The sequence below is a fragment of the Pseudomonas laurentiana genome (assembly GCF_014648275.1).
GTDB lineage: Bacteria > Pseudomonadota > Gammaproteobacteria > Pseudomonadales > Pseudomonadaceae > Aquipseudomonas > Aquipseudomonas laurentiana.
This window is the reverse complement of sequence record NZ_BMQU01000005.1, coordinates 139,293-164,757: the sequence shown is the minus strand read 5'-3', so window position 1 is coordinate 164,757 and position 25,465 is coordinate 139,293. Positions and strand designations below refer to the sequence as shown.

27 protein-coding genes are annotated in these 25,465 nt (G+C 60.5%); 17 read left to right on the top strand and 10 right to left on the bottom strand.

Translation table 11 applies throughout. The features are described 5' to 3' along the window. The first annotated feature begins 15 nt into the window (after positions 1-15). Positions 16-279, top strand: coding sequence for a YceK/YidQ family lipoprotein (locus IE038_RS07340; RefSeq protein ID WP_189395415.1), 264 nt, complete (start codon positions 16-18; stop codon positions 277-279). 40 nt (positions 280-319) lie between these two features. Here IE038_RS07340 and IE038_RS07335 read toward each other — a convergent pair whose 3' ends face one another. From IE038_RS07335 to IE038_RS07325, 3 genes are all read right to left on the bottom strand, one after another. Beyond that, positions 320-964, bottom strand: a complete 645-nt coding sequence (locus IE038_RS07335) for an oxidoreductase (RefSeq protein WP_163938809.1) — start codon at positions 962-964, stop codon at positions 320-322. A gap of 26 nt (positions 965-990) precedes the next feature. Further along, positions 991-2,718 (bottom strand): C13 family peptidase, encoded by a 1,728-nt coding sequence (locus tag IE038_RS07330; protein ID WP_189395396.1) that lies wholly within the window; start codon positions 2,716-2,718, stop codon positions 991-993. An 88-nt stretch (positions 2,719-2,806) separates the two neighbouring features. Beyond that, complete coding sequence (locus tag IE038_RS07325) at positions 2,807-3,262, bottom strand: MaoC family dehydratase (protein ID WP_189395395.1); 456 nt, start codon at positions 3,260-3,262, stop codon at positions 2,807-2,809. A gap of 169 nt (positions 3,263-3,431) precedes the next feature. Here IE038_RS07325 and IE038_RS07320 point away from each other — a divergent pair, with 169 nt between their 5' ends. The 3 genes from IE038_RS07320 to IE038_RS07310 are packed head-to-tail and all read left to right on the top strand — an operon-like array spanning position 3,432 to position 5,107. Beyond that, positions 3,432-3,794: a CidA/LrgA family protein gene (locus tag IE038_RS07320; RefSeq protein ID WP_163936383.1), complete on the top strand. Its 363-nt coding sequence runs from the start codon at positions 3,432-3,434 to the stop codon at positions 3,792-3,794. A gap of 2 nt (positions 3,795-3,796) precedes the next feature. Further along, positions 3,797-4,507, top strand: a complete 711-nt coding sequence (locus tag IE038_RS07315) for an LrgB family protein (RefSeq protein WP_189395414.1) — start codon at positions 3,797-3,799, stop codon at positions 4,505-4,507. A gap of 9 nt (positions 4,508-4,516) precedes the next feature. Then, a complete protein-coding gene (locus IE038_RS07310) occupies positions 4,517-5,107 on the top strand; it encodes an LON peptidase substrate-binding domain-containing protein (protein WP_163936389.1) in 591 nt (196 codons plus the stop codon). Between the two features lie 4 nt (positions 5,108-5,111). Here the strand turns inward: IE038_RS07310 and IE038_RS07305 are convergent, their stop codons facing one another. Together IE038_RS07305 and IE038_RS07300 are read right to left on the bottom strand one after the other, a co-directional pair. Continuing rightward, positions 5,112-6,428 carry a bifunctional DedA family/phosphatase PAP2 family protein gene (locus IE038_RS07305; RefSeq protein ID WP_189395394.1) on the bottom strand — a complete coding sequence of 439 codons (1,317 nt, stop codon included), beginning with the start codon at positions 6,426-6,428 and terminating at the stop codon, positions 5,112-5,114. A gap of 4 nt (positions 6,429-6,432) precedes the next feature. Continuing rightward, positions 6,433-7,119, bottom strand: coding sequence for a DNA-3-methyladenine glycosylase (locus IE038_RS07300; RefSeq protein WP_163936391.1), 687 nt, complete (start codon positions 7,117-7,119; stop codon positions 6,433-6,435). A gap of 193 nt (positions 7,120-7,312) precedes the next feature. Between IE038_RS07300 and IE038_RS07295 the strand changes: the two genes are divergently transcribed. From IE038_RS07295 to lipA, 12 genes are all read left to right on the top strand, one after another. Then, positions 7,313-8,584, top strand: a complete 1,272-nt coding sequence (locus IE038_RS07295) for a glutamate-5-semialdehyde dehydrogenase (RefSeq protein ID WP_163936394.1) — start codon at positions 7,313-7,315, stop codon at positions 8,582-8,584. 1 nt (position 8,585) lies between these two features. Further along, positions 8,586-9,272, top strand: coding sequence for a nicotinate-nucleotide adenylyltransferase (gene nadD / locus IE038_RS07290; RefSeq protein WP_163936397.1), 687 nt, complete (start codon positions 8,586-8,588; stop codon positions 9,270-9,272). 48 nt (positions 9,273-9,320) lie between these two features. Next, on the top strand, positions 9,321-9,740 hold the full coding sequence (rsfS, locus tag IE038_RS07285; RefSeq protein WP_163936400.1) for a ribosome silencing factor: 420 nt from the start codon (positions 9,321-9,323) through the stop codon (positions 9,738-9,740). A gap of 9 nt (positions 9,741-9,749) precedes the next feature. After that, complete coding sequence (gene rlmH / locus IE038_RS07280; RefSeq protein ID WP_065760351.1) at positions 9,750-10,217, top strand: 23S rRNA (pseudouridine(1915)-N(3))-methyltransferase RlmH; 468 nt, start codon at positions 9,750-9,752, stop codon at positions 10,215-10,217. Between the two features lie 16 nt (positions 10,218-10,233). Next, on the top strand, positions 10,234-12,123 hold the full coding sequence (gene mrdA, locus IE038_RS07275; RefSeq protein WP_163936403.1) for a penicillin-binding protein 2: 1,890 nt from the start codon (positions 10,234-10,236) through the stop codon (positions 12,121-12,123). 38 nt (positions 12,124-12,161) lie between these two features. Next, the gene (gene rodA / locus IE038_RS07270) at positions 12,162-13,265 is read left to right on the top strand and encodes a rod shape-determining protein RodA (RefSeq protein ID WP_163936447.1); all 1,104 of its coding nucleotides are present in this window, start codon (positions 12,162-12,164) and stop codon (positions 13,263-13,265) included. A gap of 17 nt (positions 13,266-13,282) precedes the next feature. After that, positions 13,283-14,293: a lytic murein transglycosylase B gene (gene mltB / locus IE038_RS07265; RefSeq protein WP_163936406.1), complete on the top strand. Its 1,011-nt coding sequence runs from the start codon at positions 13,283-13,285 to the stop codon at positions 14,291-14,293. Beyond that, on the top strand, positions 14,293-15,282 hold the full coding sequence (locus IE038_RS07260; RefSeq protein WP_163936409.1) for a septal ring lytic transglycosylase RlpA family protein: 990 nt from the start codon (positions 14,293-14,295) through the stop codon (positions 15,280-15,282). Before mltB ends, IE038_RS07260 begins: the two co-directional genes overlap by 1 nt. Positions 15,283-15,451: 169 nt before the next feature. Then, entirely contained in the window at positions 15,452-16,612 is a 1,161-nt protein-coding gene (locus tag IE038_RS07255) for a D-alanyl-D-alanine carboxypeptidase family protein (protein WP_065760355.1), read from the top strand. Between the two features lie 76 nt (positions 16,613-16,688). Continuing rightward, the gene (locus tag IE038_RS07250; protein WP_065760356.1) at positions 16,689-16,964 is read left to right on the top strand and encodes a DUF493 domain-containing protein; all 276 of its coding nucleotides are present in this window, start codon (positions 16,689-16,691) and stop codon (positions 16,962-16,964) included. After that, positions 16,964-17,611 (top strand): lipoyl(octanoyl) transferase LipB, encoded by a 648-nt coding sequence (gene lipB / locus IE038_RS07245; RefSeq protein ID WP_163936412.1) that lies wholly within the window; start codon positions 16,964-16,966, stop codon positions 17,609-17,611. The genes IE038_RS07250 and lipB overlap by 1 nt, the downstream gene beginning before the upstream one ends. Positions 17,612-17,613: 2 nt before the next feature. Then, positions 17,614-18,648 carry a lipoyl synthase gene (gene lipA / locus IE038_RS07240; RefSeq protein ID WP_229775639.1) on the top strand — a complete coding sequence of 345 codons (1,035 nt, stop codon included), beginning with the start codon at positions 17,614-17,616 and terminating at the stop codon, positions 18,646-18,648. Between the two features lie 116 nt (positions 18,649-18,764). Here the strand turns inward: lipA and IE038_RS07235 are convergent, their stop codons facing one another. The 5 genes from IE038_RS07235 to leuS form a co-directional block, all read right to left on the bottom strand. After that, entirely contained in the window at positions 18,765-20,090 is a 1,326-nt protein-coding gene (locus tag IE038_RS07235) for a lytic murein transglycosylase (RefSeq protein ID WP_163936415.1), read from the bottom strand. A 60-nt stretch (positions 20,091-20,150) separates the two neighbouring features. Further along, positions 20,151-20,315 carry an alternative ribosome rescue factor ArfA gene (arfA, locus tag IE038_RS07230; RefSeq protein WP_163936418.1) on the bottom strand — a complete coding sequence of 55 codons (165 nt, stop codon included), beginning with the start codon at positions 20,313-20,315 and terminating at the stop codon, positions 20,151-20,153. A 163-nt stretch (positions 20,316-20,478) separates the two neighbouring features. After that, positions 20,479-21,516, bottom strand: coding sequence for a DNA polymerase III subunit delta (gene holA, locus IE038_RS07225; protein ID WP_163936422.1), 1,038 nt, complete (start codon positions 21,514-21,516; stop codon positions 20,479-20,481). A 36-nt stretch (positions 21,517-21,552) separates the two neighbouring features. Further along, a complete protein-coding gene (locus IE038_RS07220) occupies positions 21,553-22,158 on the bottom strand; it encodes an LPS-assembly lipoprotein LptE (RefSeq protein ID WP_163936425.1) in 606 nt (201 codons plus the stop codon). A 73-nt stretch (positions 22,159-22,231) separates the two neighbouring features. Beyond that, positions 22,232-24,838, bottom strand: coding sequence for a leucine--tRNA ligase (gene leuS / locus IE038_RS07215; protein ID WP_163936428.1), 2,607 nt, complete (start codon positions 24,836-24,838; stop codon positions 22,232-22,234). Positions 24,839-25,071: 233 nt separating this feature from the next. On the opposite strand from leuS, the gene IE038_RS07210 reads away from it, so the two are divergent. Then, positions 25,072-25,386: a hypothetical protein gene (locus tag IE038_RS07210; protein WP_163936431.1), complete on the top strand. Its 315-nt coding sequence runs from the start codon at positions 25,072-25,074 to the stop codon at positions 25,384-25,386. The last annotated feature ends 79 nt before the right edge of the window (positions 25,387-25,465 follow it).

Here is a 25,465-nt window from a genome sequence, read left to right as displayed (position 1 = left end):
CCGGTTGTACTGGTGATGGTGCTGGCGCTGCTCAGTGGTTGCGCCAGTGTGCGCACCCTGGACGCGGCCAAGCCGGGCGCGCCGATTGTCTACTCGGGGACGCGCCTGGACCTGTATGCCATGCAGGGCGGGTGCTGTCCCATGGACCGTTTTGGTGCTGAGGCGCCGGCTTACCCTGGGCTCGATCTACCCGCGAGTGCGCTGCTCGACACGCTGCTGTTGCCGTTGTCACTGCTGACCGTGCTGGGTGTCAGCTTCCAGGCCACAGGCGGCTTGTAAGCGCCGACTGCCAGCCGGATCGAAGGCAGTGACTCTGGGCTTACTTCTTGCCGAGTCTGCGCAGTTCGTCGGACTCCACCACGCGTATTCCATCTTGCTCCTCCAGCGCCAGGCGCCATAGCGCCCGGGCCAGTTCGCAGGCTTCAATCCCGTGGTACTTGCCTGGCAGTAGCCGTGCCAGTGGTGCCGCCAAGCGTTCTGCGGGACGGGGTTCGACGCGTTCGCCAAGTAGCAGGGAGGGGCGGGCGATGGTCAGTTGTGGCCAGTTCTGCGCCTTGAGTGCTTCCTCCATTTCCCCCTTCACCCGGTTGTAGAACACCGAGGATTTCGGGTCTGCGCCGAGTGCGCTGACGACCAGCAGGTGCCGTGCGCCCATCTCGCGGGCGCGCTTGCCGAAGGCAACGACCATGTCCAGGTCTACCGCGCGGAAGGCGGGCTCCGAGCCGGCTTGCTTGATGGTCGTGCCCAGGCAGCAGAAGGCGATATCGACGCGCCCATTGAGTTGGGGCAGAAAAACCGCAGGATCACCCACCGGGTTTTCCAGGTGCGGGTGTTTGGCCAGTGGTCGACGGGTTGGGGCAAGGACACGGCTGACGGTCGGTTCGTTGAGCAGCCGATCCAGTAAGTGTTCACCGGTCAGTCCGGTGGCTCCGGCAAGCAGGATGTGCTGAGGCGTCAAGTACATGATGTCTCTCCCTTGTTACAGTCAGCTTAGTGGCTGCTGGCACTCTTTGCTTGTTCCGTCGTTTTTTCGTCACTCTGCAGGGCTTTACGGGCCTGCTGTTGACGCAGGCGCTGCCAGTGCGCAAGCACGCCTTTGGGCGCCCAGATCTGTGGCTCCGAGGGCTCGAAGCCTTCGTTGTTCTCGCGCAAGGCGACTTGGGTGCGGGCCAGCGCGAAGGCGTTTTGCAGGTCATCGGTCTGGTTCAGTGCCTGGGCAAACAGGGCGTCACCGAAATAGGTGAAGTCGGCTTCCTCGGAGCAGCCAAACGAGACTCTGTCCGCCCGTGCGGCGGTCATGATCAGGGTCTTATCGTCCTTGAGCGAATCGATATAGCCTCCGGAGTAGCAGGCGGAGATGACAATGATTTTGTCTCGTCCTTTCAGCGGGGCAAGCGCTGTGGCCAGTTCGTTGGCCGGCAGGTCGGCCAGTTGCAGGCGCGGTTGATCGAGCACCAGTTCATGGGTCTCGCTGCCATGGCTGGTCAGGTAGATGAATATCAGGTCTTCCGGGCCGGTGCGTTCGGCCAGGGTGCTGGCGGCCCGAGTCAGGTTTTCCCGGGTGGCCATCGTACGGTCGGCGATGTGATCCCGGTGATTGGCCAGGGTGATTTGGCCAACGGCGCCAAACCGGCTTTTAAGCATGCTGCTGACGTAGTCGGCCTCACGCAGGAATACACTCTGTTTACCGTCGCCAGCCAGGACCAGGCTGTAGAGCTCGACTGCTGCGGTGGAGTGAGGGACCTGCTTCAGGGCCTGTTCGAGCAGGCTCCCCTGGTTGAGCAGGGCCAGCTCGAGCGGGTCGGAAAGCGGCCGTCCCTGATCGTCTCGAACCCGTTGGCCATTGATCCAGTGCCCACTTTCGACCTGGCCGTCGGGCAGGGTCAAGCGACCTTTGCCCTGGTAGGTGTCGTTCTCGAAGCCGCCAACATAAACGCTGCCGTCTGCCAGTTGCAGGCGACCGTATCCTGAAAAGCGCCAGTCGCGGAAATCGCCCTTGTAATGGCTGCCATCGCTGGCAAACAGTTCGCCTTTGCCGCTGAGCGAGCCGTCTTCAAAGTGACCGATCCAGACATCGCCATCGGCGTTTTCGTAGCGTCCCCGTCCTTCCAGGCGATTGTCATGGAACTCACCGATGTACTGATCGCCTTCGGCACTGTTGAATGTGCCGCTGCCCTCCAGTTGGCCGTTTACGAAACGCCCGCTGAACTGGTTGCCACTGGCATCGCTGCGCACGCCTTCGCCGTTTGGCTTGCCGTGGGCGAACAGGCCCTGATATTGGCTGCCGTCTTCCAGTTCCAGGTGGCCGGCGCCGCTGTACTGGTCGGCTTTGAACTGGCCGCGGTAGGACTGCCCGGCTTCTTTGAGCGTGCCTTCACCTTCGCGACGTCCGAGTTTGAAACCACCCTGGTAGGTACTGTCTGCTGTTTTGAGGCGACCTTGGCCTTCGAACAGGCCTTGCTCAAATTGGCCGACATAGACTTCGCCGTTGCTGCCGTGCCATTCGCCCTGGCCGTGCCATTGGCCGTTCAGAAAACCTCCGGCATACCAACTGCCATTGGGGTAGTCGATGCGTCCAGCACCCTGTAGCAGGCCATTCACCACCTCTCCGCGATAGCGACCGCCATCGGGCAGGCGGGCATCGGGCGGTGAAAGCGGTTCGCCGTCACCGCAGGCGGTGAGCAGCAGGGTCAGGGCGAGTGGGGCAAGTGGGCGCATAACGGGGTCCGGGCGGGTGAGCCGCCGAGTATGCCGCAGAATGCGCCGGTGGAAACAGCCGCGCTGACTGTTTCACCGGCAATGTTCGTCAGACGAAGCAGAGCGAAAGCGGTTCGGCGACGTACGCAGGTTTTTCTTCACCTTCGATTTCCAGGGTGACGGTAGCCTTCAGCAACCATTGACCCGGTTTCTTTTCGGTGGCGTCGGTGAGGTCAACCTTGAGCCTTACCTGGCTGTTGACCTTTACCGGCTGGATGAAGCGGACGCTGTCCAGGCCGTAATTGACCACCATTTTCACGCCTTCCGGCAGCACCAGAATGTCCAGCATCAACTTGGGGATCAGTGACAGGGTCAGAAAACCATGAGCAATGGTCGTACCGAACGGCGTTTTTGCCGCCTTGTCTGGATCAACATGAATGAACTGGAAGTCGCCAGTGGCTTCGGCGAACAGGTTGATGCGTTCTTGATCGATCTTTAGCCATGCGGAACGTCCCAGTTCCTTGCCGACATAGTCCTTGAGCGCTGTAACGGGTACATAGGGCATCGAGACTCTCCTGATTGTCTTTGGTTTTCTTATGACTACGGCAGATTCAAGCGTTTAAGATCAGCACGCCAGGCGGCACCGGTCAAGTCAGCATGACTTGAACGAATATCTCGGTATAGGCATACCGATAGGGTGCTTATAATGGCCGGCGGGCCTGAGGGAGATTCCTATGCTGTTGCGTGGTTTGACGTGGCTGGTGTTGTTTCAGTTATTGGGGACGGCGATCAATCATTTGTTCCTGTCCATATTGCCAGGGCCGATTATCGGGCTCTTGCTCCTGCTGACGTACCTGATAGTCCGGGGTGAGGTCGGTGCGCCGCTGAGCGAAGCTGCCAGCACCCTGTTGCGCTACCTACCATTGTTGCTGGTTCCGCCGGCAGTAGGGGTGATGGTTTATGCCGCCGATATTGCGGCGGACTTCTGGGCGATTGCCGGTGCTCTGGTGCTGTCGTTACTTATTTCCATGGTCTTCGCCGGTGTCTTGATGCAGAAACTCATCGCCCGTCAGGCGCGGCATGAGGAGCGGCCATGAACCTGGATTGGCACGGCGCCGTCGATGCGGTCATTCATCACCCTTTGTTCGGTATCGGCATCACGTTGGGGGCCTATCAACTGGTGCTTGCGGCCTACGAGAAGACTCGCTGGATCTTCCTGCAGCCAGTGCTGATGTCGATGCTGGTGGTCATCAGCGTACTGTTGTTGTGCGGCTTGACCTACAGCGAATACCGAAAAAGTACCGAAATTCTCAATATCCTTCTGGGGCCGGCAACCGTCGCGCTGGCAGTGCCGCTGTACCTGAATCTGCGGCGTATTCGCCAGCTGTTTTGGCCGACCTTTACTACGCTGGTATTCGGAGGCGTGGTGGCAACGGGGGTCTGCCTGCTGTTGGGGTGGTGGTTTGGCGCCGAGCATATGATTCTGATGACCCTGGCGCCGAAGTCGGTAACTTCGCCGATTGCCATGCTGGTGGCTGAGCAAATTGGCGGTGTTGCGGCGTTGGCGGCCGTATTTGTATTGATCACCGGGGTAATCGGGGCCATCTTTGGTCCGGCACTGTTGTCCCGTTGCGGTGTCCATAGCCCGGAGGCTCGTGGCATGGCGCTGGGTTTGACGGCACACGCGGTCGGCACTTCAGTGGCATTGCAGGAAAGTGAGGAGTGCGGGGCCTTTGCGGCCCTGGCCATGAGCCTGATGGGCGTTGCCACGGCGGTGTTCCTGCCGTTGGCAGTCAGCCTGGTTGCATGAGGAGTCGCAATGACGTTACCGCTGTTTCCGCTTAATACGGTGTTGTTTCCCGGCTGCTACCTGGACCTGCAGATCTTTGAGGCACGTTACCTGGACATGATTGGCCGTTGCATGAAACAGGGCGGTGGCTTTGGTGTGGTCTGCATTCTTGACGGGGCTGAAGTCGGTAGCGCTGCCCAAGGGTATGCCTCGATCGGCTGTGAGGCCCTGATTCGCGATTTTCAGCAACAGGACAACGGCTTGCTCGGGATTCGTGTCGAGGGCATGCGACGTTTTCGCGTGACCCAGACCGAGGTGCAGAAAGACCAGTTGTTGCTGGCGCAGGTGCAGTGGCTGGCCGAACAGCCGGATCGCCCGTTGCGGGATCAGGACGAAGACCTGCGAGCACTGCTCGTTGCATTGGCTGAGCATCCGATGGTCGAAGCGCTGAACATGCCGAGGGCCATTATCGGGCAGCAGAGCCTGGCGAACCAATTGGCCTATCTGTTGCCATTTGTCGAAGAGGACAAGCTCGACCTGTTGGCGATCGATGCGCCACAGCAGCGTCTGGATGCTATCCAGGCGCTGCTTGATCGCTTACAGGGTGAGTTGTTCGCCTGACTGCTCAGTACTGGTAGCGCGCCAGTGCCTGCGGCAATGCATGCAGGGCAAAAAAGGCAAGCAGTGCGGTGCAGCTTGGCAGCACCAGCCACCAGACCCGTCGTGGCAAGGCGTTCAGCGGCGCACGATCCTGAATCAGTGTCAGGCTGCTCGCACACACAAAGCAGGCCAACATGGCTCCGGCGAGGATGTCGGTAGGCCAGTGTGCGCCGAGGTAGACACGTGAGCAGGCGATGGCCAGGGCCGGTAGGCAGCCCAGCATGACCCAGGTCAGGCGCATCCGCGGTGGTTGTTCGCGACCCGCCAGCACGGCCAGCACCAGAAAGAGCGCGAACGACGCAGAGCTATGTCCGCTGGGCATGCTGTAGGTGCCCAAGGGGTCTGTCAGTACATCCGGACGGGCGCGGGCGAAGAACCATTTCAGGGTGCCATTGAGCAGTGCGGTACCGATCAGGGTGGTTGCGGCGAAGAGGGCGTGGCGCCATTGCCGGGCCAGCAGCAATAGGCCAGTCAGCAGGCCGCCAGCCACGAGCTGCGTTCGGAAGTCGCCCAGTCGGGTGATCATCACGGCGATATCATCGACCCCTTGGCTACGGCTTTCCTGAACCACGGCCATCAACCCTTGGTCCAGTTGGGTCAGGTACGGCCAGCCGAAAAACAGGGCAATCAGCACTGTCAGGCTCAGTGCGGCCATCAGCCGAGTGCCCCGACGCTGGCTGCGCAGGCTGCAATTGATGCTCAGCGCGATCAGTACCGCCAGGCCGCCAGCTACGATGCCCGCCTGTGGCCAGAAGCCGTCCGGCAGCGGCAGGCGCATGGCTGCGCCGGTCGCCCAGCCTGGCAGCAGGTAGGCGATTGACCAGCCAGCGCCCGCAATCAGGCTGACCATGATAAAACGCGGTAGCGGCATGTCGAACATGCCTGCAACCATCGGCAGCATCGGGCGTAGCGGGCCGATAAAGCGTCCGACCAGCAGGCTGGCGATACCGTAGCGCTGGAAGTAGGTTTCCGCGCTGCCGATCCATTGCGGGTGCGTGCGCAGTAGTGGCAAGCGTCGGATGTTCTGATGGAAGTGTCGGCCAAGTGTGTAGGAGATCGCATCGCCGAGCAGGCCGCCCGCGTAGCCCAGCAACAGCGTTTCGCCCAGCGACAGAGCGCCGCTGCCGGCCAGTACGGCAATGGCGAACAGCAGCACGGTACCCGGGACGATGATCCCGGCTATCGCCAGGCACTCGATGCATGCCACCACAAAAATCGCCAGGCCAAGCCATTGCGGGTGGGTGGTCAGCCAGCCGGTAAGGCTGTCGAGCCATGCGCCCATAGGTTCAAATTCCTTGTGTCAGTAGAAAGTAGTCTTGCCCCTCGACCTGCCCTCGGCGCAACGGGTTGCGGGTGCAGTAACGGGCGAATTCGGCATCAACGAAACGATACAGCAGATGTTCATCGCGGCCGCGGGGAATGCCTAGACGGGTGGTCTGGATAATGTGTTTCACGATGATGCTGCAATCGTCGACAAACAGCCGTTCGGGGTCGAAGCGCTGGGCGTCCCAGTCGGGCACTTTCAGCCCAAGCGCCTTGCACAGCAAGGTTTGCCCGGCGCAAAGGCGCTCAGGTTGGCGTGGCTGGCCACGGGTGTCGGGATTGTTCGCTTGCATGTGCGCCAGGCTGTCGGCATTCGAGCAGGCGTCCAGCCACGGGTACCCGGATTTGATCAGCACCGCATTGCCGGGGTCTTGGGCGCTGAAGTTCAGTGAGTCGCCACCACGGGCGTAGTACATATAGATATGCCCGCCCTCAAGAAACAGGGCTTTGCGCTTTTCCGTGTAGCCCAGTGAGGCGTGGCTGCCTTTCTCGGCGCAGTAATAGGCTTCGGTTTCGATGATGCGTGCCGACAGCCAGTAGGGGCCTTGTCGGTGGCGGATGACTTTACCGAGCAAGGCTTTGGCCAGGGTTTGCGCATCACGGTCGAAAAAGGTATCGGGCAGTGGCCGGCAAGTGTTCGGCGTAGGCATCTTCGGGCATCGTTGAAGGCTGGCGGCGATAATAGCAATTTATCGTCGGCAAAGCCGGCGTGTACAAGGGGCGCGAGTCTCGGCAGGGGTGTTTTAGGTGGCTGATTTCGACCATCCGCCAGCCACCGCTGGGCGTTCACCTGCATGACAGTTATAATCAGCCGATTTCCCCTCCGCCAAGACACTGAGCCCCATGACTGAGTCCGTTCTTGACTACATGACCCGCCTGGGTCGCGCCGCCCGTGAAGCGGCCCGCGTCATTGGTCGTGCCAGCACTGCGCAGAAGAACCGCGCGCTGCAGGCTGCTGCCAATGCGCTGGACGCCGCCCGCGCCGAACTGTCCGCTGCCAATGAGCTGGATCTGGCTGCTGGCCGGGCCAACGGCCTTGAGCCGGCCATGCTCGAGCGCCTGGCACTGACGCCGGCACGTATCGACAGCATGATCGTCGGCTTGCGCCAGGTCGCCAGCCTGCCAGACCCGGTCGGAGCGATTCGCGACATGAGCTACCGCCCTTCGGGCATTCAGGTTGGCAAGATGCGTGTACCGCTGGGTGTGGTCGGGATCATTTATGAGTCGCGGCCTAACGTGACCATCGATGCGGCCAGTCTGTGCCTGAAGTCCGGCAACGCCACCATCTTGCGTGGAGGCTCGGAGGCCATTCATTCCAATCGCGCGATTGCCGCCTGCATCCAGCGTGGCCTGGCTGAAGCCGGCTTGCCTGCGGCGGTGGTGCAAGTGGTTGAGGTCACTGACCGTGCGGCGGTCGGCGCGCTGATCAGCATGCCTGAGTATGTCGATGTGATCGTGCCGCGTGGCGGCAAGGGTCTGATCGAGCGGGTCAGTCGCGAAGCCCGCGTGCCGGTGATCAAGCACCTCGACGGTATCTGCCATGTGTATGTGGCCGAGCATGCCGACCTGGAGAAGGCCCGGCGCATTGCCTTCAATGCCAAGACCTATCGCTATGGCATCTGCGGCGCGATGGAAACCTTGCTGGTCGATCAGTGTGTTGCGGCGGAGTTCCTGCCGGCAATGGCGACCCTGTTCAAGGAAAAAGGCGTTGAGTTGCGTGGTTGCGAACGCACCCGCCAGTACATTGAGGCGCTGCCAGCGACGGAAGAAGACTGGCACACTGAGTACCTGGACGCGATTCTGTCGATCCGTGTGGTCGATGGCCTGGATCAGGCGATCGAACACATCAACCACTACGGCTCGCACCATACGGACGCCATTGTGACCGAACATCAGGGCCTGGCCCGGCGTTTCATCGCCGAGGTCGACTCGGCGTCGGTCATGCTCAATACCCCGACCTGCTTTGCCGACGGGTTCGAGTACGGCCTGGGTGCCGAGATCGGTATTTCTACCGACAAGCTGCATGCCCGTGGTCCGGTTGGCCTGGAAGGGTTGACCTGCGAGAAATATGTTGTGATCGGCGACGGCCAGTTACGCGGCCAGGAGTCGCTCTGACTTGGTTGAGCATGCCCCTCTCGCCGCTGCTGTCAGCGTGCCGCCTCGGCGGCGCATTGGCGTGCTCGGCGGAACCTTCGATCCCGTGCATATCGGTCACCTGCGCAGTGCGCTGGAGGTTGCCGAAGTGTTGGCGCTGGATGAGTTGCGGCTGATGCCCAATGCTCGACCGCCACACCGCGATACCCCGCAGGTGTCGGCGCTCGACCGTCTGGCAATGGTCGAACAGGCGGTGCGGGGCGTGCCGCTGCTGACGGTCGATGCCCGGGAGTTGTCCCGTGATAAACCGTCGTACACCATTGAAACGCTGGAACTGATGCGGGCCGAGCTGGCTGCTGAAGACCAGTTGTTCCTGTTGGTGGGCTGGGATGCCTTTTGTGGCTTGCCCAGTTGGCACCGTTGGGATGAGTTGCTGAAACACTGTCATATCCTGGTGCTGCAACGCCCGGATGCCGACGTTGAACCGCCGGATGCGTTGCGCAACCTGCTGGCCGCACGCTCGGTCAGCGACCCTCAGGCCCTGGTTGGGCCTGCCGGGCAAATTGCATTCGTCTGGCAAACGCCGCTGGCGGTCTCCGCCACGCAAATCCGACAGCTGCTGGCCAATGGCAAGTCGGTGCGTTTTCTGGTTCCAGACGCAGTACTGGCCTATATCGAGGCGCACGGCTTGTACCGTACGCCGAACTGAAGGGCACGCCGCGAGGCGGCCCCTACTTACGAGCTGAATGAGTTTTATATGAAGAACCAAGCAATCAACGCCGAAACACTGGTCGAACTGGCCCAAGCGGCACTGGCTGACGTCAAGGCCCAGGACATCCTGGTTATCGACGTACGCGACAAGCACAGCATCACCGACTACATGATCATCGCTACCGGTACCTCCAATCGCCAGATCAACGCGATGCTGGAGAAGGTTCGCGAGAACGTGAAGAAGCAGGGCGCTCAGCCGCTGGGCGAAGAAGGCAAGGGCGACAGTGACTGGGTGCTTCTGGACCTGGGTGATGTCATCGTTCACATGATGACGGCCGCCGCACGTCAGTTCTACGACCTGGAGCGTCTGTGGCAGGGCGCTGAGCAGAGCCGTGCTGCCGATGGCAAGCACCACTCGCCTGAGCATTCGCACGAGCACTTCGACAAGCTCCGCGACAAGGAATAAGGAAGCGTCGTGCGTCTGCGTCTGATCGCGGTTGGCTCGCGCATGCCCAAGTGGGTCGAAGACGGCTGGCATGAATATGCCAAGCGTCTGCCTTCTGAGCTGTCGCTGGAGCTGGTGGAGATTCCACTCAATACCCGAGGCAAGAATGCCGATGTCGCCCGCCTGATCCGTCAGGAGGGCGAAGCCATGCTGGCCAAAGTCCAGCCGGGGGAACGTATCGTCACGCTGGAGGTCCATGGCAAGCCCTGGAGCACTGAACAGCTGGCGGTCGAGTTGGACCGCTGGCGGCTGGATTCGCGTACGGTCAACTTCATGGTCGGCGGCCCCGAGGGGTTGGCACCGGAAGTCTGTGCGCGCAGTGAACAGCGCTGGTCGCTGTCACCCTTGACCCTGCCGCACCCGCTTGTACGGATACTCATCGGCGAACAGCTGTATCGCGCCTGGACGGTTCTGTCCGGGCACCCTTACCACAAATAAGCCGTAAGCCTCCGTAATGTCGCAGCCGATTCGCCTCAAGGATCACGAGAAAGACGCCCGTCTAGTGCGTAGCCGCGTTGTGGTCGGTGCAGTGGCGGTCGTCTTGCTGGTGTGCGTGCTGATTGTTCGTCTCTATTACCTGCAGGTCATACAGTACGACTATCACTCCACGCTATCGGAAAACAATCGGGTGCATGTACAGCCGATTCCGCCGACCCGCGGGCTGATTTTCGACCGAAATGGCGTCATCGTCGCCGATAACCGGCCCAGTTTCAGTCTGAGCATGACGCGTGAGCGGGCCGGGGACTGGCATCAGGTGCTTGATGCCATTGTCGAAGTGCTGCAACTGACTCCCGACGACCGAGCGTTGTTTGAGAAACGCATGAAGCAAGGGCGCCGTCCCTTCGAACCGGTGCCGATCCTGTTCGAGCTGACGGAGGAGCAGATTGCCCGCATTGCGGTGAATCAGTTCCGTCTGCCGGGTGTCGAAGTGGTTGCGCAACTGGTCCGGCACTACCCGCAAGGGCCGCATTTCGCCCATTCGGTGGGTTACGTCGGGCGGATCAACGAGAAAGAGCTCAAGACCCTAGACCCGGTCAACTACAGCGGTACCCATCACATTGGCAAAACCGGTATCGAGCGATTCTACGAGCCGGAATTGCACGGTCAGGTGGGTTACGAGGAAGTCGAGACCAATGCCCGTGGCCGCGTACTGCGTGTACTCAAACGCACCGACCCGGTGCCGGGCAAAGATATCGTCCTGAGCCTCGACATCAAACTGCAGGAGGCCGCAGAAGCCGCGCTGGGCGGGCGCCGAGGAGCCATTGTGGCCCTGGATCCGCGTACCGGTGAGGTGTTGGCGATGGTTAGCCAGCCGAGCTTCGACCCGAACCTGTTCGTGACCGGCATCAGTTTCAAGGCCTATGCCGAGTTGCGCGACTCGATTGACCGGCCTCTGTTCAACCGTGTACTGCGTGGCCTTTATCCGCCGGGGTCGACGATCAAGCCCGCCGTGGCGATTGCCGGTCTTGACACGGGTGTGGTGACTGCCGGCACGCGGGTGTTTGACCCCGGCTATTACCAGTTGCCCAACTATGACCACAAGTACCGTAACTGGAACCGTACCGGTGACGGCTGGGTCGATCTGGACACGGCCATCATGCGCTCCAACGACACTTATTTTTACGATCTGGCGCACAAGATGGGCATCGATCGGTTGGCCAACTACATGAACCGCTTTGGTATTGGCCAGAAAGTGGCGCTGGACATGTTTGAAGAGTCACCGGGGTTGATGCCGTCCCGTGAATGGAAACGGGCGACCCGTCGTCAGGCCTGGTTCCCGGGTGAGACGCTGATCCTCGGTATTGGCCAAGGCTATATGCAGGCGACGCCGTTGCAGTTGGCGCAGGCCACCGCGTTGATTGCCAACAAGGGCAAGTGGAACCGTCCGCACCTGGCCAAGACCATCGAAGGTCTGCCGCCGGTGGATGAAAACCCGATGGAAGACATCGTGTTGCGGGACAAATCCGATTGGAACAAGGTTACCCACGGCATGGAGCAGGTGATGCAAGGTGCTCGAGGGACCGCGCGCAAGGCCTCGATTGGTGCCCAGTACCGGATTGCCGGCAAGAGTGGTACCGCCCAGGTAGTCGCGATCAAGCAGGGCGAGAAGTACGACCGTAACAAGCTGCAGGAACGCCACCGTGACCATGCGCTGTTTGTCGGCTTTGCGCCGGCCGATGATCCGAAGATTGTCGTGTCGGTGATGGTCGAGAACGGCGAGTCCGGTTCGGGCGTTGCCGCGCCAGTCGTGCGGCAGGTGATGGATGCCTGGTTGCTTGACGAACATGGGCGCCTCAAACCGGAGTACGCCACACCTTCTGTCGCTCAGGAACCTGCCCAGTGAAAAGCAATTTCGATCGCATGCTCTCCAGTGAGGACGTCATGCGCCGTCGGGCGACGTTCCTTCAGCGTATCCACGTTGATGGTCCGTTGCTCGTTCTCCTGTTGACGCTGGCGGCGGGCAGCCTGTTCGTGCTGTATTCGGCCAGCGGGAAGGACTGGGATCTGCTGCTGAAGCAAGCCAGTTCATTTGGTATTGGCCTGGTCTCGATGTTCATCATTGCGCAGTTCGAGCCCCGGTTCATGGCGCGTTGGGTGCCACTGGCCTACGTCTTCGGCGTGATCTTGCTGGTCGTGGTGGATGTCATGGGGCACAACGCCATGGGGGCCACGCGCTGGATCAACATTCCGGGGGTGATTCGCTTCCAGCCTTCGGAATTCATGAAGATCATCATGCCCGCCACCATTGCCTGGTACCTGGCCAAGCGCACGCTACCGCCGCATTTGAAGCATGTGGTGATCAGCCTGGTGATGATCGGTGTGCCATTCATTTTGATCGTCCGTCAACCGGACCTGGGCACCGCGCTGCTGATTCTGGCTTCGGGGGCCTTCGTGCTGTTCATGGGCGGGCTGAAGTGGCGCTGGATCATCAGTGTGGTCGCTGCTGCAGTACCTGTGGCGGTAGCGATGTGGTTTTTCGTCATGCACGACTACCAGAAACAGCGGGTGCTGACGTTCCTTGATCCGGAAAGCGATCCGTTGGGCACGGGCTGGAACATTATCCAGTCCAAGGCCGCCATTGGGTCGGGCGGTGTGTTCGGCAAGGGCTGGCTGCTGGGAACGCAGTCGCACCTGGACTTCCTTCCGGAAAGCCATACGGACTTCATTATCGCCGTCATGGGCGAGGAGTTCGGGTTGGTGGGTATCTGTGCACTGCTGTTGATTTACATGTTGTTGATCGGGCGCGGCCTGGTGATTACTGCCCAGGCGCAAACGCTGTTCGGCAAATTGTTGGCGGGCAGCCTGACCATGACCTTCTTTGTGTATGTCTTCGTCAACATCGGCATGGTCAGTGGGCTGCTCCCGGTGGTGGGGGTGCCGCTGCCCTTCATCAGTTATGGTGGCACTTCGTTGGTGACGCTGCTTTCAGCGTTTGGGGTTTTAATGTCGGTCCATACGCACCGTAAATGGATTGCACAAGCTTGAATAAGGTGAAGAATTTAATGCAAGCAATGCGTAGCTGGGCGGCTCGTTGCGCGCCTTGGGTTGGCCTGCTCGGCCTGCTCGGCTCGGCGCAACAGGTTGTGGCTGGCGACTATGACGGCTCGCCTCAGGTGGCCGAGTTTGTCGGCGAAATGACCCGCGACTACGGTTTTGCTGGTGAGCAGTTGATCGGCGTGTTTCGTGAGGTCGAGCGCAAACAATCGATTCTCGATGCCATTTCCCGACCTGCTGAGCGGGTAAAACCCTGGAAGGAATATCGCCCGATGTTCCTGACCGATGCGCGTGTCGCCCGTGGCGTGGATTTCTGGCGTCAACACGAGGTCGCTCTGGCCCGTGCCGAGCAGGAGTACGGTGTACCTGCCCAGGTGATCGTGGCGATTATTGGTGTCGAGACCTTCTTTGGCCGCAATACAGGCAACTATCGGGTCATTGATGCCTTGTCGACGCTAGCCTTCGATTACCCGCCGCGTGCCGAGTTTTTCCGTAAGGAGCTGCGCGAGTTCCTGTTGCTGGCCCGTGAGGAGCAGGTCGATCCGCTGACCCTCAAGGGTTCCTACGCCGGCGCCATGGGGCTGCCGCAGTTCATGCCGAGCAGCTTTAGGGCGTATGCCGTGGATTTCGACGGCGACGGTCATATCAATATCTGGAACGATCCGGACGATGCCATCGGCAGTGTCGCCAGTTACTTCAAGCGCCACGGTTGGGTGGCCGGCGAGGGCGTGGTCAGCCGCGCCATGGTTCGCGGCGAGCGCGTGGACGAAGGGCTGACGCCCGGAATCGAGCCTGTGCGAACGGTTGGAGAGTTGCGGGCACTGGGCTGGTCAAGCCATGATGTACTGCGCGATGATCTGCCAGTCACCGCTTTTCGGCTTGAAGGCGACAACGGTCCTGAGTACTGGATGGGCCTCAAGAACTTCTATGCGATCACGCGCTACAACCGCAGCGTGATGTACGCCATGGCGGTACATCAACTTTCGGACCTGCTGGTTCAAGCACGAGGCGCCAAATAATGCGCGTATCGCTCACAACTTCCTTGCAACTGCTTGGCGTGGCCACTCTGGGGCTGGTGCTGGTCAGTTGTTCCACGGGTCGTTCACCCCAGCAACAGGGTGGTGTTCGTTCACAGCCCGGCCTGGACATCAACCGTGCCCACAAGGACGGTGCGCCTTGGTGGGACGTCGATGTCTCGAAGATCCCCGATGCGACCCCTACGGTGCACAATGGCCCGTACAAGGCCAACCCCTATACGGTGCTGGGCAAGACGTACTACCCGATGGGTGAGTCGCGCAACTACGTGGCCCAGGGCACTGCGTCCTGGTACGGCACCAAGTTTCACGGCCAGAACACGGCCAACGGGGAAGTCTACGACCTGTATGGCATGAGCGCGGCGCACAAGACCTTGCCGCTGCCGAGCTACGTACGGGTTACCAATCTGGACAACAACCGCAGTGTGATTTTGCGGGTCAACGACCGTGGTCCGTTCTACTCCGACCGGATCATCGACCTGTCGTACGCGGCAGCGAAAAAGCTCGGCTACGCTGAGACCGGCACGGCGCGTGTGCGTGTTGAAGGTATCGATCCCCAGCAATGGTGGGCCCAGCGCGGTCGCCCTGCACCGCTGGTGCTGGAGCAGCCGCAGGTCGCCCAGGCCAAGCCGTTGTCGAGCAATACCGGGGCGGTCGAGCAGTGGACGCCGCCGCCGCAGCAGCATGCCGCAGCGGTGGTGCCGGTCCAGGTGGCCAGTAATGCAAGCTCGGCCAGTTCCGGCATGTACTTGCAGGTCGGCGCATTTGCCAACCCGGATGCTGCGGAATTGCTGCGCTCCAAGCTCAGCACCATGGTCAATGCCCCGGTGTTCATCAGTTCGATCGTGCGTAACCAGCAGACCCTGCACCGGGTTCGCATGGGCCCGATCAGCAGCCAGGGCGAAGCCCAACAAATGCAGGACAGTGTACGTCTGGCCAATCTGGGCCAGCCGAAAGTTGTCACGGCAGACTGACTCAGGGGGCCTGATCAGTCTGTTGTGAAATACGCCGGTCGGTGTGCTCCAGTGTGAACGACCGGCGTGGCAAAACAGTCTGTACAATGCCTGTTTTGCTCATCAGGCCACGCGCCTGGAAACGTTTTGCCCTTGCGGGCATGAGCCCATTAGCCATTTCGAGAGACGGATGAACATCACCACCTTTGCCAAACGCCTTTGCCTGCTTGTCCCGCTGATGATCACCCCTGCCGCGTTCGCGGCAGAGCAGATGATGCCGTCGCCGCCGCAACTGGCAGCCAAGTCCTACGTGCTCATGGAAGCCTCCAGCGGCAACATCCTGGTTGAGAACAATGGCGACGAGCGTCTGCCACCGGCCAGCCTGACCAAGCTGATGACCGCCTACATCGCGACCCTGGATATCCGTCGCGGGCAGATCGGCGAGAACGATCCTGTGACTGTCAGCGAAAACGCCTGGCGTACCGGCGGTTCGCGGATGTTCATCAAGGTGGGTACGCAGGTTAGCGTCAGCGACCTGCTGCACGGCATCATCATCCAGTCGGGTAACGACGCCAGCGTTGCGCTGGCCGAGCACATCGCGGGTAGCGAAGATGCGTTCGCCGACATGATGAACAAGACGGCTGGCGATCTGGGCATGAGCAACAGCCACTTCATGAACCCGACCGGCTTGCCGAACCCTGAGCATTACTCGTCGGCGCACGACATGGCCCTGCTGGCTCGTGCGATCATCCATGAAGACCCTGCTCACTATGCGATTTACTCGCAGAAAGAGTTCTTCTGGAACAACATCAAGCAGCCTAACCGCAACCTGCTGCTGTGGCGTGACAAGACCGTCGATGGCCTGAAAACCGGCCATACCGACGAAGCCGGCTACTGCATGGTGTCTTCGGCTGTGCGTGACGGCATGCGCCTGATCGCCGTGGTCTTCGGTACGAACAGCGAGCAGGCGCGTGCCGCCGAAACGCAAAAGCTGCTGACCTATGGCTTCCGTTTCTTCGAAACCCAGACCTTCTACCAGAAGGGAACCGAGTTGGCCCAGGCGCCGGTTTGGAAGGGTGCCACCAGTCAGGTCAAGGCCGGTTTGGCCGAAGACCTGAGCATGACTTTGCCTAAAGGCCAATTGAAGAAGCTGGCTGCCAGCATGACCATGAACCCACAACTGACCGCGCCTATCGCCAAAGGTGACGTGATTGGTAAAGTGGAAGTCAAACTGGATGATAATGTGGTGCACAGCGCCGACCTGATCGCCTTGGACGGCGTGGAGGAGGGTGGTTTCTTCCGTCGTGTGTGGGATAGCATTCGGCTATTCTTCTACGGGTTGTTCAACTGATATCGTGACCTGCACGCCCTCGCCACAGGTTGGTGAGGGCGTTGTTGTTGCCACGGCTTACGAGGCCGTTACTGCCATGAGCGTACCTGACGTCAAGTCGCACACTATTGAGTTTCCCTGCCTTGATTACCCGATCAAGGTCATCGGCGATACCGTGGTCAATTTCAAGGACACGGTGATCGAGATCCTGAGCAAATATGCCAAGATCGACCTGCAGACACTGGCCGAGCGCCAGAGCAGCAATGGCAAGTACACCACGGTGCAACTGCACATCGAAGCGACCGGTGAAGATCAATTGCGAGATATCAATAGCGCCCTGCGTGCTACTGGCATCGTGCATATGGTGCTTTGATGCCGGGAAGCCTGGGCTTTCGCGAACTAGGCCTGTTGCCTTATGAACCTGTCTGGGAGGCCATGCGTCGTTTTACCGATACGCGTGGGCCTCAGACGGGCGATGAAGTCTGGTTGGTTGAACACCCGCCGGTGTTCACTCAGGGGCAGGCTGGCAAGGCTGAGCACGTGCTGCTGCCGGGCAATATTCCGGTGGTGCAGGTCGATCGCGGAGGCCAGGTCACCTACCATGGCCCAGGTCAGTTGGTCGCGTATCTGCTGTTGGATGTACGCCGGCTTGGTTTTGGCGTGCGGGATCTGGTCAGCCGTATCGAGCGCTGCCTGATCGATCTGCTGGCCGGTTATGGCATTGAAGCCGCTGCCAAGCCTGACGCTCCGGGTGTCTATGTCGATGGAGCGAAAATCGCCTCCCTTGGCTTGCGAATTCGTAATGGCTGCTCCTTCCATGGGCTTGCCTTGAACGTGGATATGGACCTTGCGCCATTCCGTCGTATTAATCCCTGTGGGTATGCGGGGCTGGCAATGACCCAGCTGCGCGACCAAACAGGCCCGATCGAACTCTCCGAGGTAAGGGCAAGGCTGCGTGCGCAGCTGGTCAAGCACCTCGACTATGCTGAGCAGACGACCCTTACGGGCGGAATCGACTGATTATGACTACTGTTGTGCAAGAACCGCTGGAGAGCAGCGCGCCGAACGTGACCGCTGCGGTGGATGCGTCGGCCACGTCGGCCCCCCGGGCAAAAGTTGAAGCCGGTGTAAAACTGCGTGGCGCCGAAAAGGTTGCGCGCATTCCGGTAAAGATCATTCCTACCGAAGAGCTGCCGAAGAAACCTGACTGGATTCGCGTGCGCATCCCGGTTTCGCCGGAAGTCGACCGTATCAAGCAACTGCTGCGCAAGCACAAGCTGCACAGCGTGTGTGAAGAGGCCTCCTGCCCGAACCTGGGTGAGTGCTTCTCTGGCGGCACCGCCACCTTCATGATCATGGGTGATATCTGTACCCGCCGTTGCCCATTCTGCGACGTTGGTCATGGCCGACCCAAACCGTTGGACGTCGATGAGCCGAAGAACCTGGCGGTTGCCATCGCCGACTTGCGCTTGAAGTACGTGGTCATCACTTCGGTGGACCGTGACGACCTGCGTGACGGTGGCGCTCAGCACTTCGCCGACTGCCTTCGCGAGATCCGCGCACTGTCCCCGGGCGTGCAGCTGGAGACGCTGGTTCCAGACTACCGTGGTCGTATGGACGTGGCCTTGGCCATCACCGCGCAAGAGCCGCCAGATGTGTTCAACCACAACCTGGAAACCGTACCGCGCCTCTACAAGGCTGCGCGTCCGGGGTCTGATTTCGAGTGGTCGCTGGACCTGCTGCAAAAGTTCAAGCAACTGGTACCGCATGTTCCGACCAAGTCCGGCCTGATGCTGGGCCTGGGCGAGACCGACGAGGAAGTCATCGAAGTCATGCAGCGCATGCGTGAGCACGACATCGACATGCTGACCCTCGGCCAGTACCTGCAGCCGTCGCGCAGCCACCTGCCGGTACAGCGCTTTGTTCACCCGGATACCTTTGCCTGGTTCGCTGAGGAAGGGTATCGCATGGGCTTCAAGAACGTTGCGTCCGGCCCGTTGGTGCGTTCGTCCTATCATGCCGATCAGCAGGCCCATGAGGCCAAGATCAAGCTCTGATCCGACATGAATAAAAATGCCGACACCCGTCTTCACGAGGGTGTCGGCATTTTTGTTTGCGCTACAGGCTACAGGAAGGTCTGCCGCTGGCAGTCTGAACCTCCCTGTCGGGCGCTCTAGCGTGCTTGCTGGTTGCGCAGGCTGTCCAGCAGCTTATGGGTCGGATAGCCATCTGCCGGCCAGCCCAGCGCTTGCTGTGCGCTACGGATGGCCTTGCGGGTATTGGCCCCGATGATGCCATCGGCACTGCCTGCGTCGTAGTTACGGGCACTGAGCAGGTTCTGCAGTTCCATGCGCTCACTGCGGCTCAGCGGCAGATCATCTTTTGGCCAGTCGCCGCGGATAAAGCCAGAGCCGTCGAATCGCTCGGCCAGCATGCTGACGGCCAGGGCATATGATGACGAGTTGTTGTACTTGAGGATGGCCCGGAAGTTGTCCAGTACCAGGAATGCCGGGCCGCGAGCGCCGGCGGGCAGCAGCAGGGCTGCAGACAGTTGTTCGCTACCTGCGGGTACCTGCACCCCTGGCGGGAGTTGCAGGCCCAGTTTCAGCCATTCAGCGACGGTCTTGCGCTGAGAACCGTCTGCTAGCCAGTAGTCGAAGCCAGGTTTCAGAGCGACTTCAAAACCCCAGGGTTCACCCCGTTTCCAGCCTGAGCTCTGCAGGTAATGGGCGGTTGAGGCCAGGGCATCGGCAGTACTGTTCCAGATGTCACGGCGACCATCACCGTCGAAGTCAACGGCGTGGGTGTTGTAGGTCGTCGGGATGAACTGGGTCTGGCCCATGGCGCCGGCCCATGACCCCAGCATGGCCTCAGGCTGGATATCGCCGTTCTGCAGGATCTGCAGGGCCGCGAGCAGTTGGGCCTGTGCAAAGGCCGGGCGACGGCCTTCGTAGGCCAGGGTGGCGAGCGAGCGGATCACCGATTTGCTGCCTTGGAACTGGCCGAAGTTACTTTCCATGCCCCAGACGGACACCAGTGCGGTGCGGTCGACGCCATAGCGTTGCTCGATGCGTGTCAGCAACTCGGCATTCTGGTTGAGCAGTGCCTGGCCCTTGCGAACACGTACAGGTGAAACGGCGCCGTCGAGGTACTCCCAGACGGGGCGGGTGAATTCGGGTTGGCTGCGGTCGGCCTTGATCACACTCATGTCAGGGGTGATATCAAAAAAGGCGCGGTCAAAGGTTGCCGGATTGATACCGGCCTGCAGGGCTTGCTGGCGGAAGCTGGCTTGCCATTGGGCGAAGGTCTGCAGCGGTTGCACATCGTCGATCGGATCGGTGACGGCAGTTGGCTGGGTTGCAACAGGAGCAGGTTGTGTCGGTGCTAGCGGCAGCGCATCGGCGGCGGTCGGTTTTTCCGCGCAGGCGACAAGCAGGATGAGGCTGGAGGCAGCGATCAGTTGGCGGGGTTGCCAACGGCGGGAAAGGCAAAAAGGCATGCACAGGTCCAGTAATTCAAGTCAGGTGTTGACCATACCATGCTTGCCGGATTCCTGCCTTCATGCGGCCCAAAAGTAAGAAGCCTCCCAATCTCTCGATTGGAAGGCTTCGCGGCGGTAGCTGCCTTTGCCCTTGCCTGAGCGTTCCTGGCGACTACGGAACAGGGGCTGGGCGATGATGGACTTGGCTTTGTTGGGGCCGGGTTTGACCGGTTTCTTGCTCATGGCAGGCGATCCTGTGATGTGGGGGGTGTTGGCGCGCACTATAGGCCCTTGTATTCATGTGGGCAATATGCGCGGATTACCGGTGATCTGCTGGTTGCGGTATCAGTTGGCACGCGGTGTTGAGTATCGCTGGCAGGGTGCTCGATACGGGGTTCGCCGCCTATTACTCAGCGGGTAATGCCAGGCGCTGACCGGCCATCAGCAGCGACAGGCGTGCCAGGCTGGTCCAGGGTGATCCTTGCGCCTGCCCCTTGATCTGGGCATCGATACGTTGCGCATCCTGCAGCAACTGGCTCCAGCGTTGCGCGGAGTGACGTTGCAAGGCTTTGCTCATCAGTGGCCTGCGTTTATCCCAGACCGGCGGCTTGGCCTGGCTAAATGCCTTGTCCAGAGGCACGCCTTGGCTGAATTGCTGGGACAGGCCAGCCAGCAGGCGTAGCTCGCGGGCCAGAGCCCAGAGAATTACCGGTGGTTCAACACCTTCGCCACGCAAGCCTTCAAGCATACGCAGGGCATGGGCGGCTTCGCCGTTGAGAATGGCGTCGACCAGGCCAAAGACATCGAACCGGGCACTGTCGGCCACTGCGGCCTGTACCGTCTCGACGGTGACCTGATTGCCATCGGCCAGCAACTTGAGCTTTTCAATTTCCTGGGCGGCTGCCAGCAGGTTGCCTTCCACGCGCGCTGCAATCAGCTCCACCGCATCGCGTTGGGCCGCGAGGCCAGCCTGGGACAGGCGCTGGCTGATCCATTGCGGTAGTTGATTGTTGTCCACCGGCCAGATCTGAATGAACTGGACATGCTGACCGTCAACCAGTGCCTTGCCCCATTTGGTTTTTTGCGCACTGCCGTCGAGTTTCGGCAGGCTGATCAGCAGCAGGGTGTCTTCGGCCGGGTTGGAGCAATACTCAATCAGTGCGGCTGCACCTTTGTCACCGGGCTTGCCAGAGGGCAAACGCAGTTCCAGCAGGCGTCGCTGTGCGAACAGCGACAAGCTGGCGCCGGCCTGGAGCAGCGTACCCCAGTCGAAGTTGGCATCTGCGCTGAACACCTGGCGTTCGTCAAAGCCCTGCTGGCGAGCAGCCGCGCGAATGGCGTCGGCGGCTTCCTGGCACAGCAGCGGATCATCGCCGCTGACCACGTAGACCGGGGCTAGCGAACCTTGCAGGTGCTTGTTGAGTTGGGCAGGTGTGAGTTTCATCGCGGTGGGCGGGGCACCTGAGTGCCCCGTTCAGGCTCAGTTGGCTGGGATTTCCAGCGGGGATTGCTGCGGCGTTTCGTCCTGGGCGCGACGGGCGGCTTCGAGGGCATCAGCCTCGGCCTTGGCGCGCGCCTCGGCTTCCATTTGCAGGGTTTCAAGTTGAGCCGGAGTGATCAGCTGCAAGCGCAGGACCATCTTCTGGATCATCTCGCGGCGCATTTCATCGCGAACCTGGCTGGCTTCCTGGTCGGAGCCCGCGAGGTTGTTGCTGTCATGCACATAGATCTTTTGTACTTCCAGCTTGTCGGCAAGGAGGCTGGCATTGTTCTGGCCACGGATCTCGAAGTTCAGGGTGTCCGTGAGCTCGTACTCGACCGAGCGAGCAGAACCGGCATAGCTGGCGGCGCGTTGAGTATTGCTTTCACGGGCCAGGAACAGCTTGTATGGCGCGCCGGCATGCACGTTGACACCGCTGCTTTTCAGAACCTGACGCAGTTGAGTCACGGTATCGCCATAGGCGTCGCGAGCACTGACATCCAGCTCCTTGAGTGCCAGCTCGTTGGTGCCGGTGCCACGCAGTTGGAAGCCGCAGGCGCTGAGCAGTACCGCCAGGCCCATCACCAGCAGGTTGCGTTTGATCATGTTGTTGCTCCCTTGAAACCTTGTAAGCCGATTCTGTGCAGGCGCCCTGAGATGAGCAGGGCGCCAGATTCCATCAGCTGGCGACAATATTGACCAGCTTGCCCGGTACAACGATGACCTTGCGGATGGTCAGGCCCTCGGTGAAACGCAGCACGTTTTCATTGCTGCGGGCCGCGGCTTCAACGTCTTCACGGCTGGCGCCAACCGGCATTTCGATTTGGCCGCGCAGTTTACCGTTGACCTGGATTACCAGTTGCAGGCTGTCCTGTACCAGCGCGCTTTCATCCACTGCTGGCCAGCCCGCGTCGATGACCGCGCCTTGATGGCCCAACTGCTTCCACAGTTCGTGGCTGATGTGCGGTGTGATCGGTGCCAGCAACAGGGTCACGGTCTCCAGGCCTTCCTGAATCAGCGCGCGGTCTTGTGCGGTGGCCTGAGGTGCCTTTTCCAGAACGTTCATCAAGGTCATTACTTGCGCAATGGCGGTGTTGAACTTGTGGTGCTGGCCCACATCCTGACTGGCCTGCTTGATGGCCGAGTGGATCGAACGGCGCACGGCTTTCTGTGCATCGTCCAGCGCAGCGAGATCCAGAGTACCTGGCAGCCCTTGTGCGACGTGGCTTTGCGCCAGGCGCCAGACACGGCGCAGGAAGCGGTTCGAGCCTTCTACGCCGGAGTCGGACCATTCCAGGCTCATGTCGGGCGGCGAGGCGAACATCATGAACAGGCGGCAGGTGTCAGCACCGTAGGCTTCGATCATGGCCTGTGGGTCGACGCCGTTGTTCTTCGACTTGGACATCTTCTCGGTGCCGCCGATCTCGACGGGCAGGCCGTCGGTTTTCAAGCGGGCGCCAATGATCTTGGCCTTGGCATCGCGTTCGACTTCAACGTCGGCCGGGTTGAACCAGTCTTTACCGCCGTTGCTGGCAGTGCGGTAGTACGTCTCGGCAACGACCATGCCCTGGGTCAGCAGGTTCTTGAACGGCTCGTTGGAGCTGACCAGGCCTTCGTCACGCATCAGCTTGTGGAAGAAGCGCGCATAGAGCAGGTGAAGAATCGCGTGTTCGATGCCACCAATGTACTGGTCAACGGGCAGCCAGTGGTTGGCGGCCTGTTTGTCGACCATGCCACCTTCGTAGTTCGGCGAAGCGTAGCGCGCGAAATACCAGGACGACTCGACGAAGGTGTCCATGGTGTCGGTTTCACGCTTGGCTGCAGTGCCGCATTTCGGGCAGCTGCAGTTGTAGAACTCAGGCATGCGCGCCAGCGGGGAGCCCGCGCCATCCGGCACCACGTTCTCCGGCAGCACGACCGGCAATTGGTCTTCTGGCACCGGTACGTCGCCGCAGGATGGGCAGTGAATGATCGGAATCGGGCAGCCCCAGTAGCGCTGACGGCTGATGCCCCAGTCGCGCAGGCGGAACTGGGTGCGCGACTTGCCGAGGTCTTTCTTGATCAGGGCAGCTTCGATGGCATCGAACGCACCGGCGAAGTCCAGGCCGTCGAATTCAGCCGAATTGATCAGTTGGCCGTGCTCGCCATAGGCGGCGTCCCACTCGCTACCCACCTGGTCACCGGCACGGGTGCGAACCACGGCCTTGACTGGCAGGTTGTACTTGCGGGCGAACTCGAAATCGCGCTCGTCATGGGCAGGAACAGCCATGACCGCGCCGTCGCCGTAGTGCATCAGCACGTAGTTGGCGACCCACACTGGCAGTTTTTCGCCGGTCAGTGGATGCTCGACGAACAGCGACGTCGGCATGCCTTTCTTTTCCTGGGTGGCAACGTCGGCTTCGGCAACACTGCCGCTTTTGCATTCGTCGATGAAGGCTTGCAGCGCCGGGTTACCCTGGGCGGCCTGAGTCGCCAGTGGGTGCTCGGCGGCAACCGCGACGTAGGTCGCGCCCATCAGGGTATCAGGACGGGTGGTGAAGACTTTCAGTGCACCGGCGTGGCCGATCGAGGCCTGGTCGAACGGGAACTGGACTTCCATGCCGCGCGACTTGCCAATCCAGTTACGCTGCATGGTCTTGACCTGTTCAGGCCAGCCTGGCAGTTCGTCGAGGCTTTCCAGCAGCTCGTCGGCGTAATCGGTGATCTTGAAGTAGTACATCGGGATTTCGCGCTTCTCGATCAGCGCGCCCGAACGCCAGCCACGGCCGTCGATGACCTGCTCGTTGGCCAGTACGGTCTGGTCAGCCGGGTCCCAGTTGACGGTGCCGTTCTTGCGGTAGATGACGCCTTTCTCGAACAGGCGGGTGAACAGCCACTGCTCCCAACGGTAGTAGTCCGGCTTGCAGGTGGTGACTTCACGCGACCAGTCGAAGGCCAGGCCCAGGCTCTTGAGCTGGGTCTTCATGTACTCGATGTTTTCGTAGGTCCACTTGGCCGGGGCGACGTTGTTCTTCATCGCGGCGTTTTCGGCCGGCATACCAAAGGCATCCCACCCCATCGGCTGCAGGACATTCTTGCCTTGCATGCGCTGATAGCGGGCGATGACGTCGCCTATGGTGTAGTTGCGCACGTGGCCCATGTGTAGCTTGCCGCTCGGGTACGGGAACATCGACAGGCAGTAGAAGGTGTCCTTGCCTGGCTGTTCACTGACTTCAAAAGACTTTTGCTCATCCCAGAACGACTGGGCGGCGGCTTCGATTTCGCGGGGCTGATAGAGTTCGTGCATGGCTACTTTGCGCTGAGAAATGGGAGACCTTATCCAGGCAGAACCGCTGCGCCCGGCAATCCGGTGTCAATATAATGAACGCAGTAGCATACATGACCCGTCTCTATCGAGGGAAACCCTGATTGCATCGTCAGACTGGCTGCGGGCCGTTGGTCGTGGCGCCTCGCTGCTTTTGTGAGTACCGCTAAGCTCATCTTTGGGGGCGGTATTTCTATCTCAAATGAGGTGAACGGATGGGTGAGTCGCCGCTACAAGCATTAGAGCCAGAGCTTTACGAGCGTTTGATCGATCGGTTGGGGCTGGCACTGGATGTCGCCAGAGCCTCTGTTCGGCTGCGTGATGAGATGCCTGCCGAATTGGAATTGCGTGGGTTGAGCCACGCCGAGTTTGAAGTGATCAAGGCCTACCTGGCATCGCGTCCAGAGCGCAACAGCGCACATATCGATACGCTTCAGCAGCCTGAAGCACCTGTTGGCAGAGTGGTCTGGCTTAAAGACAAGGCGCGTTCTGCAACCATGACAAAGTCCAGAGCGTTGCATTTCAAGTAACCGAGCAGGCCTTTCAGGCAATCCGACCTGGCCATTGAATCTTCTCATGATCGGCACTTGGCTATTGTTGTCAGGTGCC